The sequence below is a fragment of the Alitabrizicola rongguiensis genome (genome assembly GCF_021491355.1).
Lineage (GTDB): Bacteria > Pseudomonadota > Alphaproteobacteria > Rhodobacterales > Rhodobacteraceae > Aliitabrizicola > Aliitabrizicola rongguiensis.
Genome location: NZ_JAKENF010000002.1, coordinates 990,025 through 1,002,778, shown reverse-complemented (window position 1 = coordinate 1,002,778; position 12,754 = coordinate 990,025). Strand labels below are relative to the sequence as shown.

Sequence of the window (12,754 nt, the reverse complement as noted above, 5' to 3'; positions counted from 1 at the left end):
AACGGGGCGATGGCTTCGGACACTGGGGCGGATGGGACGGTCGGCAAGGCGCTCGATGTGCTCGACATGGTCGCGGCACGCGGACGACCCGTGCGCTTTTCCGATCTCCAGGTCGGATCTTCATACCCCAAGGCGACGCTCTACCGCCTGCTGCAGACGCTGACGCATCAAGGAATGCTGGCCTACGACGAAGATCGGGGCACCTATACTCTGGGCCTTCGGCTGGTCCGGCTGGCCCATGCTGCATGGTCGACCTCTTCGCTCGCGCCGCTGGCTCGCCCCTATCTTGATGAACTGGCGGCAGAAACCGGAGAGACGATCCACCTCGCGCAGCTCGATCAAGGGCAGGTGCTGTATGTCGACAAGCGCAATGCCACCAAGCCGGTCGAGATGTTCTCGAGCGCGGGAAAAGTCGGCCCAGCCTATTGCACCGGGGTGGGCAAGGCGATGCTGGCCTATCTCGACGATGGCGCACTCGAGGCAGCGATCGCCCGGCAGAGCTTTCACCAATTCACCCCCGAAACACTCGATACCCCGGAAAAGCTCAAGGCCGAGCTCATCGCGATTCGCGATCGCGGCTACGCTTTCGACCGGGAAGAGCACGAGCCGGGAATCATCTGCTGCGCGGTGCCAATCCTGACCCGGACGGGCAGGGCGATTGGGGCGGTCTCGGTGACTTCGACCACCGCCCGGACGGATCTTGCTGCACTCGAGGCGCAGGCGGGGCGGATCAAGGACAGCGCAGCGCGCATCGCGGCCGTGGCCGAAGATTGGCGCTTTCCGGAACAGGGATAAGGGGAGAGGTCGCGGATGGCAGGTGTGACACTGGACGGCGTGATCAAGCGCTACGGCGAGGTTCAGGTGATCCATGGGGTCGACCTGACGATCGAGGAAGGGGAGTTCTGTGTCTTCGTCGGCCCCTCCGGGTGCGGCAAGTCCACCCTTCTGCGGATGATCGCCGGGCTGGAGGAGACAAGCGACGGCACGATCCGCATCGGAACGCGGGACGTGACCCGCATGGATCCGTCGGAACGCGGCGTGGCGATGGTGTTCCAGACCTACGCGCTGTACCCCCACATGACAGTGGCAGAGAACATGGGCTTCGGTCTGAAGATGACCGGCCATCCACGCGCCGAAATCGACCGCAAGGTGGCCGAGGCTGCCCGAATCCTGAAGCTCGACCAGCTCTTGCAGCGCAAGCCCAAGGCGCTGTCGGGCGGGCAGCGTCAGCGCGTCGCCATTGGCCGCGCTATCGTCCGCGGGCCCGAGGTGTTCCTGTTCGACGAACCGCTGTCGAACCTTGATGCTGAGCTGCGGGTGGAAATGCGCGTCGAGATCGCTCGACTGCACCGCGAGATCGGCGCGACGATGGTCTACGTGACCCATGATCAGGTCGAGGCGATGACGCTGGCCGACAAGATCGTCGTGCTGCGCGCCGGCCGGGTCGAGCAGGTGGGCCGTCCGCTCGACCTCTACCGAGATCCCGACAACCGCTTCGTCGCGGGCTTTATCGGCAGTCCCGCCATGAACTTCTGCGCAGCCGAGGTGACCGGGAAGGGCCTGTGCAACGTACCGGGTCTTGCCGGAACTCTGACGACCTCCGTTGCCTTGCCTGCGCCTGGCGCGCGGGTTGTCGTCGGGCTGCGGCCACAGGCGCTGCAACTGGTTCCGGGCGACAGCCACCGCATCGAGATCGTCGAAGCGCTTGGCGGCGTGACTTATGCCCACCTCTCTGCGCCATCTGGCGAAAAGCTCGTGGTGGAAACGGGTGGCACTGCGGATCTGAAGACCGGATCGGCGACGGGGCTGAGCTTCAATCCCGCCGATGCGCTTGTCTTCGAAGCCGGGGAAAAAGGCCACAGGCTTCGCTGACCTCTGCGGCCGTTGGGGCGGCGCAGGTTTCTTGCCTTCCCCCTTTCCCGGGGCGTAGCGTCCGGTCATTGATCGCAGGCCCCTCAGGATTCCCCATGTCCCTCTCGCTACCCACTCATGCCCAGGCCATCGTCATCGGTGGCGGGGTCATCGGCACCTCCACCGCCTACCACCTTGCGGCACAGGGCTGGACGGATGTTCTCGTGCTGGAGCGGGACAAGCTTACCTCGGGCACGACGTGGCACGCTGCCGGCCTGATCGCTTCGGCAGGAATGTTCAGCGAGACGCTGAGCTGGGCTTTCCGGCATTCGCGCGACCTCTATACCCGGCTCGAGGCCGAGACCGGCGTCTCGACCGGCTTCCGCGCCTGCGGCCACCTGCATGTCGCGACCACCCCGACCCGCCGCGAGGTGCAGCGGCGCGAAATCGCCTTCATGCGGCTGATGGGGCATGAGAAGCACGAGGTCTCGCCCGCCGAGGTGAAGGCGATGTTCCCGCTGATCGAGACGGACGGGGTGCTTTCGGCGGTCTGGTCGCCCACCGATGGACGCGCCAACCCGGTCGACGTGACCATGGCCCTTGTGGCGGGCGCGCGGAAGCGCGGCGTGCAGATCGTCGAGGGTTGCCCGGTGACCGACATTCTCGTCGAGCGCGGGCGGGTGCGCGGCGTTGTCACGCCTCAGGGCACCATGCGTTCCGATGTGGTGGTTCTGGCCGCCGGCATGTGGTCGCGTCAGATCGGGGCGAGGATCGGCGTCTCGGTGCCGTTGCAGGCGATGGAGCATTACTACCTGCTGACCGAGCCGATGGACGGCGTCCACCGCGACCTGCCTGTGGTCGAGGATCCGGAAAGCTATGCCTATGTGCGCGAGGAAGGCGGCGGCCTGCTGTTCGGCCTGTTCGAGCCGGACGCAGCACCCTGGATGCCGAAGGCCATCCCGGACGATGCGAGCTTTTCGACCCTTCAGCCCGACTGGGAGCGGATGGCCCCGCATCTTGAGCACGCCTTCCGCCGCTTCCCGGCGATGGAGAGGGCGGGGATCAAGACCTTTTTCTGCGGCCCTGAAAGCTTCACGCCCGACGGCAAGTTCCTTGTTGGCGAGACGCCCGAGGTACAGGGGCTCTACTTGGCTACCGGCCTGAACTCGCTTGGCATCCTCATGGGGGGCGGGGTGGGCGCGCTTCTGGCGGAAGAGATCGTTCATGGAAATGCCGGCCAGGACATCACCGCGCTTCTGCCGTCGCGGATGGCCGCGCACGAAGGTGTCCGGCACTACCTCCTCGACCGCTTGTCCGATGCCTTGTCCTACGGCTTCACCACCTCCACCCTGCCGAACTTCAAGCACAAGCGGGCGCGCGGGGCTCGGCGTCTGCCATTGCACGACCGATACGCCGCCAAGGGAGCCTACTTCGTCTCGCTGTCGGGTTGGGAAATGCCTTACTGGTTCGCCCCTGCAGTCGCGGACGGCGCGCCGATGCCGAAAGTGGCCTACGAGTTCGGCCGGCAGGACTGGTTCCACCTCTCCGCCGCCGAGCATCGCGCAACGCGCGAGAGCCTCGGGCTGTTCGACAAGACCTTCATGGGCAAGTTCATCGTGCAGGGCCGCGATGCCGAGACGGTGTTGAACCGGGTCAGTGCCAACAACGTGTCGGTTCCGGTCGGGACGAACGTCTATACTCAATGGCTGAACCCGCAGGGCGGAATCCTGTCGGACCTCACCATCACCCGGACGGGCGAAGAGGAGTTCCTGCTTGTCACCGGCGATGTGCTGCAGCGCATCACCCCGTCCTGGTTGGGCCGACATACCCGCCCAGATGAGTTCTGTGCGGTCACGGACGTCACCTCGGCCTATACGATCCTGTCGCTTCAGGGACCGCGGTCGCGCGAGGTTTTGGCGGCGATCACAGGCGCGAATCTGTCGACCGAGGCACTGCCTTTCCGCGGCTCGACAATGGTCGAGATCGGCTATGCCCGGCTGCGGATCGTCCGTGTGACCTATATGGGCGAGCTGGGCTACGAGCTTTACATCCCGACCGAGCAGAGCCTGAACGTCTACGACGCGCTGGTCGCGGGGATCGAGGCGCAGGGCGTGGACTGCGTCCATTGCGGGCTGATGGCGCTGGACAGCCTGCGGCTGGAGAAGGGCTATCGCGACTACGGTGTGGATATCGACAACACCGACACGCCGCTCGAGATGGGGTTGGGCTTCGTCGTCGATCTGTCGAAGGAATTCATCGGACGTGAGCGTCTGGCCGCGCAGAAGGCGGCAGGCGCGCTTACCAAGCGTCTTGTCGCGGTGAAACTTCACGATCCCGAGCCGCTGCTGCGGGGCCTGGAGCCGCTATTCGCAGATGGTCGACCTGTCGGTTATGTCCGCGCCGGCGCTTACGGCCACACGCTCGGCGCTTCGGTCGGTCTTGCCGTCGTCGAGCGGGATGAAGGTGTGACGGCCGACTATCTAGGATCCGCGGCTTTCGAGGTCGAGATCGGGGACCGACGTTTCGCCGCCACCGTATCACTGTCACCCTTCTACGATCCGGGAAGCGAAAGGGTGCGTGCCTGACGGGCTGAGCGGTCAGTGCAAGCCGCTCTGGTTTCCTTGGCCTTGTCCAAACGTCAGTCTCGCGCGGGTTTTTCGGGCAGCAAACAGGCAGGCTTCCTGAACATCGAGGCCAATGTCGGCAAGCCGGTCGTCGTCGACGAGTATACGATCTCCAACCCTATCCCTGTTGTTGACCCAACCGAGTTTCGGGCTGACCAAGCGATCCGGCCGTCCCGTATCTTTGGGCGCGGCTAGATCTTCTAGCAAAGCAGGCCGCTCAGACGCGCGCCTTGCGGTAGCTGTCCTTCAGTGCGATGAGATCTCCGTCGAAGTGGAAGATGTCGCAGCCGCGAACATCGACCGTGTGGCCTTCGCGTGTCTTTCCTACAAACCGCCAGTTCGATAGCCCTGTCTCGCCGGCGACCACGTTCTTGCCCTCGGACCAGGCGGCTTCCACGAAAGTTTCGAAGATGGCGATGTAAGCGGCGCGTACCGCGGCGCGGCCCCGGTGGATTGCGCCCTCCACCTCTTTTCCGGCCGAGGCGTGAAAGGCGCAGTCTTCGGCCATGCAGGTCATGAGCCCGTCCACATCCCGTGAATTGAAGGCATTCATCAGCCGCTCCATCGTGGCGAGGCGACGGTGCGCGACTTCGTCATCCACGACCTCGACCTCGAGGAAAGCGAGCGGCGCAGTGGTCGAAGCGTTGATGACGTTGTGCTCGACCCCTTCGCGACGCGAGTAGGGGACGCCCTGAGTGAGGCTGGCCTGCGCTTTCTGCCCCTCCGGAAGGTCGAGCGCCAAGGAGCCATCGGTCAGCGGCACGATCACATAGTCATGGCCATGCCGGTGCCACCCTGTCTCGGCCCCGGGGGCAAAGCGCCATTCCGTGACGCGGAAACGGTCGTCGTCGATATGAACATGTGGCTCGGCCTGTGCGCGCATCTCTGGTCAACCCTTTTTTGCTGTCTGACATTCTCAGACAAACTGGCATGGGGCAACGCGGGTGTGCGCCTGTCCGCTTCCGAATGAGTAGGCGCAGACTAATCATCAATGAGCGAAACGCTGCTTTATGGCTGCGGACCCTGCTGCCAGACAGGTCGCTACCCAAGGCAGGACTGAGATCCGGAGGAAGGACCCCGACATGCCGGTTGAGACGCCCTTTGAAGTGATAGACACGCTTGTCGTCGGTGGAGGGCAGGCAGGTCTGGCGATGAGCTCGCACCTGACCCAGAAGGGGGTTCCGCATCTCGTGCTGGAACGCTCTCGCATTGCCGAACGCTGGCGTTCGGAACGGTGGGACTCGCTCGTGGCGAACGGTCCGGCCTGGCACGACCGCTTTCCCGATTTCGATTTCACGGGCGCTCCAGCGGACGCCTTCGCTCCCAAGGAGACGATCGCGGACTATTTTGCTGCCTACGCCGAAAAGACCGGTACGCCGATCCGCTGCGGGGTCGAGGTGACATCGGTGAAGCGCAATGCCGGCCGCCCGGGCTTCCGCGTCGAAACCTCGAAAGGCCCGATCGAGGCCCGCCGCGTCGTCGCTGCGACCGGCCCATTCCAGAAGCCGATCATCCCCCCGATCGTGCCGGAAGCGGCACGGGTGATGCAGATCCATTCGAATGCCTATCGCAACCCCGGCCAACTTCCTGAAGGAGCGGTGCTGGTGGTGGGCGCGGGGTCCTCGGGCGCGCAGATCGCGGACGAACTCCTCCAGTCGGGCCGCAAGGTCTTTCTCTCGGTCGGTCCGCATGATCGTCCGCCGCGGGCCTATCGCGGTCGCGACTTCGTCTGGTGGCTGGGGGTGCTTGGCAAGTGGGATGCCGCCGCGCCGTCGCCAGGAACCGAGCATGTCACCATCGCTGTCAGTGGGGCCGAGGGTGGCAAGACCATTGATTTCCGCCGCCTCGCCCATCAGGGGATGACGCTGGTCGGCCGGACGGAGTCCTACAAGAACGGCGTCATAAGCTTTGCGTCCGACCTTGCTGCCAACATTGCCGGGGGCGACGCCAACTATCTGTCGGTGCTGGACGAGGCCGACGCCTTCATCGCCCGCAACGGCCTCGACCTGCCGGAAGAGCCGGAGGCGCGCCGGATGGATCCCGACCCCGACTGCGTGACCAAGCCGATCCTGTCGCTCGATCTGGCGAAGGCCGGTGTGACCTCGATCATCTGGGCCACGGGCTATGCCTTCGACTTCGGCTGGCTGAAGGTCGATGCCTTCGATGAGCGCGGCCGGCCGCGCCACCAGCGCGGCGTCTCGGTAGAGCCCGGGGTGTACTTCGTTGGCCTGCCTTGGCTCTCGCGTCGTGGCTCCGCCTTCATCTGGGGCGTCTGGCATGACGCAAAGTTCCTCGCCGACCAGATCGCGATCCAGCGCGCCTATCAGGCCTACACCCCCTCGGGCGTGGACCCAGCCGCCGGCCTGTGATCCACTGACCCCAGCCGCCGCCCCGCCCTCAGGGCAAAACCCGACTGACACGAACGGAGATCGACGTGGCCCATCATCGGCACCGCAGGTTCAACACCAAGGATACCTATCCCGAGCAGAAGCTCGACAACGACCTGTGCCAGGCGGTCGTCGCGCGCGGCACCATGATCTTCCTGCGCGGCCAGTGCCCCCAGGATCTGGACACTGCGAAGAACATCGACAGCCATGATCCGGTCGAGCAGACCCACAAGGTCATGCAGAACATCAAGCAGTTGATCGAGGAATGCGGTGGTCGGATGGAGCACCTGTGCAAGGTCGTGGTCTACCTGACCGATGTGCGCCACCGCGAGGCGGTCTATCGCACCATGGGCGAATACATCCGCGGCGTGCACCCTGTCTCGACCGGGGTGGTCATCACCGCGCTTGCGCGGCCAGACTGGCTGGTAGAGATCGACGCGACAGCCGTCATCCCCGACTGAACGGAAGCGGCAGGCAGATACCGGTCGGAGGAGAGGCAGAAGAAATGACGTTTTCGCTGGTTGCGCGCTGCGCCGAAACGGGGATGTTCGGGATGGTGATCTCGTCCTCATCCCCCGCAGTCGCGGCGCGCTGTGCGCATGTCCGGGCGGGCGTCGGCGCGGTTGCCTCGCAGAACATCACCGACCCGACGCTTGGACCCCTCGTGCTTGACCGCCTGGAAGCTGGGAGGGATGCCGCGGAGGCACTTGCGGATGTGACCGAAGGCCGGGCGCATATCGCCTACCGCCAGCTTCTGGTCGTCGACCGGAGCGGCGCGGCTGCCATCCATTCCGGGTCGAACGTCCTCGGTACCTGGGGCGAGGCGCGGGGGCGCGACTGCGCGGCAGGGGGCAATCTTCTGGCGAATGACGGCATCCCGTCAGCGATGATCGCCGCCTTTGAGTCGGCTCGCGGCCATCTGGGCGACAGGCTGATGGCGGCCCTGCGCGCCGGGCTGGACGCCGGGGGCGAGGCCGGCCCCGTCCATTCAGCGGGGCTGAAGGTGGCCGACCGCCTTTCCTGGCCGCTGGTCGATCTGCGCATCGACTGGTCGGACGACCCGATCGGCGACCTTGAAACCGCCTGGTTGGTCTACCGCCCGCAGATGGCCGCCTATGTCAGCCGCGCCGAGGACCCGACGCGGGCGCCGAGCTATGGCGTGCCCGGAGACGAGTGAGGACACCGATGTTCACCCATGCCGAATGGAAGACCCGCGCAGCCGGTCTGCGCTTTCGCAACCAGTGCTTCATCGACGGGCGCTTCGTGCCCTCGGCCTCAGGGGCGCGCTTCGAGACGGTGAACCCCGCCACGGCCGAGGTCCTGACCGATGTCGCGCGCGGCGGAGCCGAGGATATCGACCGCGCCGTTGCCGCCGCCCGCCGCGCCTTTGCCGACGGCCGCTGGTCCGGCAAGGCCCCGGCCGAGCGCAAGGAGGTGCTCTTGCGCCTTGCCGCGCTGATCCGGGAAAATGTGCCCGAACTCGCGCTGCTCGACAGCCTCGATATGGGCAAGCTGGTCAAGGACGCCGCGGCGATCGACGCGCCTGGCTCGGCGCATTTCTTCCAGTGGCATGCCGAGGCCATCGACAAGCTCTATGACGAGATCGCCCCGACGGGCGGGCGCAACCTTGCGATGGTCCGCCGCGTGCCGCTTGGTGTCGTGGGGGCGGTGGTGCCGTGGAACTTCCCGCTCGACATGGCGACGTGGAAGCTGGCCCCGGCCTTGGCCACCGGCAATTCGGTGGTGTTGAAGCCGGCCGAGCAATCGCCGCTCTCTGCGCTCAGGCTCGCTGAACTCGCCGCCGAGGCTGGCATCCCGGATGGTGTTCTGAACGTCGTCCCCGGCTTTGGCGAGGACGCGGGGCAGGCGCTTGGCCGTCACCCGGATGTCGATTGCCTCGTCTTCACCGGCTCGACCGCGGTCGGCAAGCTGTTCATGCGCTATGCCGGCGAGTCCAACATGAAGCAGGTCTGGCTGGAGACCGGCGGCAAGAGCCCGAACCTGATCTTCCCCGATGCCGACCTTGACCGCGCCGCCGACATGGCGGCCTTCGGCATATTCTTCAATCAGGGTGAGGTCTGCTCGGCCAACAGCAGAATGCTGGTTCACGAAAGCATCGCTGACGAGATGATCGACCGGATGGCCACCCGCGCCGCGCAGGCCAGGCCCGGCGATCCGCTCGACCCATCCTCAGCCATGGGTTCGATGGTGGACCGGTCCCATGCCGACACTGTGATGCGGTTCATCGCACAGGGACGGAACGAGGCGCGGCTGGTCTGTGGCGGCGAGCGGATCAGCCTGAACGGATCGGATGCCTTCATCCAGCCGACCGTTTTCGCTGGCGCCGGGCCTGACGCGCGCATAGTGCGTGATGAAATCTTCGGCCCGGTCCTGTCAATCCAAACCTTCCGTACCGAGGAAGAGGCAGTGGCGATGGCCAACGATACGGTCTATGGCCTGGCCGCCTCGCTCTGGACGCGCGACCTGTCGCGGGCGCTCGACCTGTCGGCGCGGCTTCATGCTGGGACAGTCTCGGTCAACACCGTCGATGCCCTCAGCGCCATGACGCCCTTCGGCGGCATGAAACAGTCCGGCTTCGGGCGGGACCTGTCGCTGCACAGCTTTGACAAGTACAGCGCGCTCAAGACCACCTGGATCAGCTATTGATCGACCGGGCGCCGCCCCTATTCTGGCTGCGGTCACCCGGAGGATCGCGAATGCCGCTGCGCTTTACCCTGCGCCAGCTTGAATATCTGGTCGCGGTCGGCGAATGCGGTTCGATCTCGCAGGCGGCGGAGAAGCTCAGCGTTTCGCCGCCGTCGATCTCGACCTCGATCGCGCAGCTCGAGGCCGAGTTCGGTTTTCCCTTTTTCGTCCGCAAGCATGCGCAAGGCATGTCCTTGACCCGGGATGGCCGGGTGTTTCTGGCCGAGGCTCAGGCCGTCCTGCGCGACGCCGACCGTCTGAACGACCTTGCCAATGACATCACTGGGCGGGTGCGGGGCCCCTTCAAGGTGGGGTGTCTGCAGACCTTCGCGCAGATCGTGCTGCCCCAGCTTCGCAGGACCTTCGTCGATCGCTACACCGAAATCGAGTTCCAGCAGACCGAAGCGCATCAGATGGCGCTGATCGAGATGCTGCGGACCGCCGAAATCGACATCGCTCTCACCTACGACCTGAGCATTCCCGCCGATCTGGTCTTCGTCGAACTCGCCACGCTGCCCCCATATCTCGTCTTGCCCGAGGCACATCCTCTTGCAGGACGGGAAAGCGTCGCGCTGGCCGAGGTCGCGCATTATCCGATGGTGCTGCTCGATCTGCCGCTCAGTTCGGATTATTTTCTGGCGCTTTTCGCAGCTGCGGGCGTGCGGGCGAGCATCGTCGAACGAACGCGCGACTTGCCGATCGCGCTGTCGCTTGTCGCCAACGGCTTTGGCTATACTATCGCCAATATTCCACCGGTGACCGATCAGTCTCCGGACGGGCACAAGTTGCGCTTCGCCGCCTTGGCCGGTCCGGTCCGGCCGCTGCGCATGGGGCTTGTCCATGCCGGGGGCGGCGCGAGTTTCAGCAAGGCGCGCGCCTTTGTCGCCCATTGCCGCGAAAACCTGTCGACCTCGGCCATCGGCGCGGCCGGGTTCCTGCCCGGCGCAAAGGCGAAACGAGATGGGGGCTGAAAACAGCTTAGAGCTGGCCTAAGCAATACTTACGAAACCCGTAATTTACTTCGGCCGCGCGCCAAGGCCAGCGTGCGTTCTGGTTCCCCGGCCCGTTCGGGGAGACCGCTCAATTGCTTTGGGGATACCGGTGCGCGATCCGAGATACGACATCCTGTTCGAACCGATGGCCATCGGCCCGCTCACGGCGAAGAACCGCTTTTATCAGGTGCCGCACTGCAACGGTGGCGGCTATCGCGACCCGTCGGCCGCGGCTGCCATGCGCGGGGTCAAGGCCGAGGGTGGCTGGGGTGTGATCTTCACCGAACAGACAGAGATGCACCCGACCTCGGAAATCACCCCCTTCATTGAGCTGCGCCTTTGGGAGGACAAGGACATCCCAATGCTGCGCAAGATGGCACGGGCGATGAAGATCCATGGCGCGCTGGCCGGAATCCAGCTGGCCTATTCGGGCATCAACGGCCCGAACATGTACACCAAGGAGGTGCCGCTGGCGCCCACGGCCCTGCCGATCCGCACCTTCACCAACGACCCGGTGCAGGCCCGCGCGATGGACAAGAACGACATCCGCAACCTGCGCCGCTGGTTCGTGACGGCAGCGAAGCGCTGCAAGGCTGCCGAGTTCGACCTGATCTGCCTTTATGGCGCGCATGGCTTCGGCATCTTCCAGCACTTCCTGAGCCGGGCGACCAACCAGCGTTCCGACGAATATGGCGGCAGTCTGGAAAACCGCTCGCGTTTCGCCCGTGAGGTGATTTCCGACATGCGCGATGCGGTGGGCGACACGATGGCGCTGACCCTGCGCGTCAGTCTCGACGAAACGATCGGCGACCTTGGGTTCTCCAACGCCGAGGTGCGCGACTTCATCGAGATGAACCGCGACCTGCCCGACCTTTGGGACCTTGCACAGGGCACATGGGAGGATTGCTCCGGCCCCTCGCGCTTCAAGGAAGAGGCGGCGCAGGAGCAGTTGGTGCGCGGTATCCGCGAGTTGACGGAAAAGCCGGTTGTCGGCGTCGGACGCTTCACCTCGCCCGATGTTATGGTGCGGATGATCCGCTCGGGCACATTGGATTTCATCGGCTGCGCCCGGCCTTCGATCGCCGATCCCTTCCTGCCGAAGAAGGTTGAGGAAGGTCGGATCGAGGACATCCGCGAATGCATCGGCTGCAACATCTGCATCACCGGTGACATGACCCAAGGGATGGGCCGCTGCACGCAGAACCCGACCTGGATGGAAGAATGGCGGCGCGGCTGGCATCCGGAAAAGATCGCGGCACGCGGCGAAAGCGAGAATGTGCTGGTGATCGGCTCGGGGCCGGCGGGGCTGGAAGCGGCGCGCGCCCTGTCGATGCGCGGCTATGACGTAGCCGTGGCCGAGGCGCGCGAGGCTTTTGGCGGCCGGGTGGCGCGCGAGCGGCATCTGCCGGGCCTGTCGGCCTGGGGGCGGGTGGTCGATTATCGCCTGTATCAACTGGGCCAGCGGCCGAACGTGCAGATGTATCAAGGCTCGGAACTCGGGCCGGACGAGGTGCTCGACTTAGGCTTCCAGAATGTCTGTATCGCGACCGGCTCGCGCTGGCGGGCCGATGGCGTGGCGCGCCAGCATGTGATGCCGATCCCGACGGCGGGTCGCCTTCCGGTCTTCACGCCGGATGACATCATGGAGGGGCGCCTGCCCTCGGGGCGTGTCGTGGTCTTCGACGATGACCACTACTACATGGGCGGTGTCATGGCCGAGCTTCTGGCGCAGAAGGGCTGCCAGGTTACGCTGGCCACGCCATCGGCCTATGTCTCGGACTGGACGATCAACACGCTTGAACAAGGCGCGATCCACCGGCGACTTGCGGCGGCGGGGGTCAAGATCGTGTTGAATACCGGCATCGCCGCGATCGGCGAGGACGGGATCGAGACCTGCTGCAGCTATACCGATGCCCGGTCTGCGCTTCCCTGCGACGCGCTGGTAATGGTCGCATCGCGGCAATCCAATGACATCCTTTTCCATGCGCTCAAGGCGCGCGCTGCTGACTGGGCTGATGCGGGTATCCGCTCGGTGCAGCTCATCGGCGATGCCGCCGCACCCGGTCCCATCGCCTGGGCGACATTCGCAGGTCACCGCTATGCCCGCGAACTCGATACGGGCGTCTGGCAGGAGGACTGGGGCGATCAGCCGTCTTTCCGGCGCGAGATCACCGATCTGGCGGTGGACTGACCG

General features: G+C 65.2%; 10 protein-coding genes. 9 read left to right on the top strand and 1 reads right to left on the bottom strand.

Features of this window, described 5'->3' with window-relative positions; genetic code table 11:
* The first annotated feature begins 9 nt into the window (after nucleotides 1-9).
* The 3 genes from L0V05_RS10755 to L0V05_RS10745 all read left to right on the top strand — a co-directional run bounded on the left by L0V05_RS10755 (nucleotide 10) and on the right by L0V05_RS10745 (nucleotide 4,436).
* Complete coding sequence (locus L0V05_RS10755; protein WP_234870283.1) at nucleotides 10-795, top strand: IclR family transcriptional regulator; 786 nt, start codon at nucleotides 10-12, stop codon at nucleotides 793-795.
* A 15-nt stretch (nucleotides 796-810) separates the two neighbouring features.
* Nucleotides 811-1,872, top strand: a complete 1,062-nt coding sequence (locus L0V05_RS10750) for an ABC transporter ATP-binding protein (protein WP_234870281.1) — start codon at nucleotides 811-813, stop codon at nucleotides 1,870-1,872.
* 95 nt (nucleotides 1,873-1,967) lie between these two features.
* A complete protein-coding gene (locus L0V05_RS10745; protein ID WP_234870279.1) occupies nucleotides 1,968-4,436 on the top strand; it encodes an FAD-dependent oxidoreductase in 2,469 nt (822 codons plus the stop codon).
* A 256-nt stretch (nucleotides 4,437-4,692) separates the two neighbouring features.
* Here the strand turns inward: L0V05_RS10745 and L0V05_RS20655 are convergent, their stop codons facing one another.
* The gene (locus L0V05_RS20655; RefSeq protein ID WP_319937791.1) at nucleotides 4,693-5,358 is read right to left on the bottom strand and encodes a nuclear transport factor 2 family protein; all 666 of its coding nucleotides are present in this window, start codon (nucleotides 5,356-5,358) and stop codon (nucleotides 4,693-4,695) included.
* 199 nt (nucleotides 5,359-5,557) lie between these two features.
* Between L0V05_RS20655 and L0V05_RS10730 the strand changes: the two genes are divergently transcribed.
* From L0V05_RS10730 to L0V05_RS10705, 6 genes are all read left to right on the top strand, one after another.
* Nucleotides 5,558-6,844: a flavin-containing monooxygenase gene (locus tag L0V05_RS10730; protein WP_234870277.1), complete on the top strand. Its 1,287-nt coding sequence runs from the start codon at nucleotides 5,558-5,560 to the stop codon at nucleotides 6,842-6,844.
* A gap of 65 nt (nucleotides 6,845-6,909) precedes the next feature.
* Nucleotides 6,910-7,323, top strand: a complete 414-nt coding sequence (locus L0V05_RS10725) for a RidA family protein (RefSeq protein ID WP_234870276.1) — start codon at nucleotides 6,910-6,912, stop codon at nucleotides 7,321-7,323.
* 44 nt (nucleotides 7,324-7,367) lie between these two features.
* Nucleotides 7,368-8,039 (top strand): DUF1028 domain-containing protein, encoded by a 672-nt coding sequence (locus L0V05_RS10720; RefSeq protein WP_234870274.1) that lies wholly within the window; start codon nucleotides 7,368-7,370, stop codon nucleotides 8,037-8,039.
* Between the two features lie 8 nt (nucleotides 8,040-8,047).
* Nucleotides 8,048-9,529 (top strand): aldehyde dehydrogenase, encoded by a 1,482-nt coding sequence (locus tag L0V05_RS10715; protein ID WP_234870272.1) that lies wholly within the window; start codon nucleotides 8,048-8,050, stop codon nucleotides 9,527-9,529.
* 50 nt (nucleotides 9,530-9,579) lie between these two features.
* Nucleotides 9,580-10,539: a LysR family transcriptional regulator gene (locus tag L0V05_RS10710; protein ID WP_234870270.1), complete on the top strand. Its 960-nt coding sequence runs from the start codon at nucleotides 9,580-9,582 to the stop codon at nucleotides 10,537-10,539.
* A gap of 130 nt (nucleotides 10,540-10,669) precedes the next feature.
* Nucleotides 10,670-12,751: an oxidoreductase gene (locus tag L0V05_RS10705; protein WP_234870268.1), complete on the top strand. Its 2,082-nt coding sequence runs from the start codon at nucleotides 10,670-10,672 to the stop codon at nucleotides 12,749-12,751.
* Nucleotides 12,752-12,754 lie beyond the last annotated feature (3 nt).

Coding starts and splice junctions, on each gene's coding strand:
- L0V05_RS10750 (WP_234870281.1), top strand. CDS start 811: ATGGCAGGTGTGACACTGGACGGCGTGATCAAGCGCTACGGCGAGGTT.
- L0V05_RS10710 (WP_234870270.1), top strand. CDS start 9,580: ATGCCGCTGCGCTTTACCCTGCGCCAGCTTGAATATCTGGTCGCGGTC.
- L0V05_RS10745 (WP_234870279.1), top strand. CDS start 1,968: ATGTCCCTCTCGCTACCCACTCATGCCCAGGCCATCGTCATCGGTGGC.
- L0V05_RS20655 (WP_319937791.1), bottom strand. CDS start 5,358: ATGCGCGCACAGGCCGAGCCACATGTTCATATCGACGACGACCGTTTC.
- L0V05_RS10720 (WP_234870274.1), top strand. CDS start 7,368: ATGACGTTTTCGCTGGTTGCGCGCTGCGCCGAAACGGGGATGTTCGGG.
- L0V05_RS10730 (WP_234870277.1), top strand. CDS start 5,558: ATGCCGGTTGAGACGCCCTTTGAAGTGATAGACACGCTTGTCGTCGGT.
- L0V05_RS10715 (WP_234870272.1), top strand. CDS start 8,048: ATGTTCACCCATGCCGAATGGAAGACCCGCGCAGCCGGTCTGCGCTTT.
- L0V05_RS10755 (WP_234870283.1), top strand. CDS start 10: ATGGCTTCGGACACTGGGGCGGATGGGACGGTCGGCAAGGCGCTCGAT.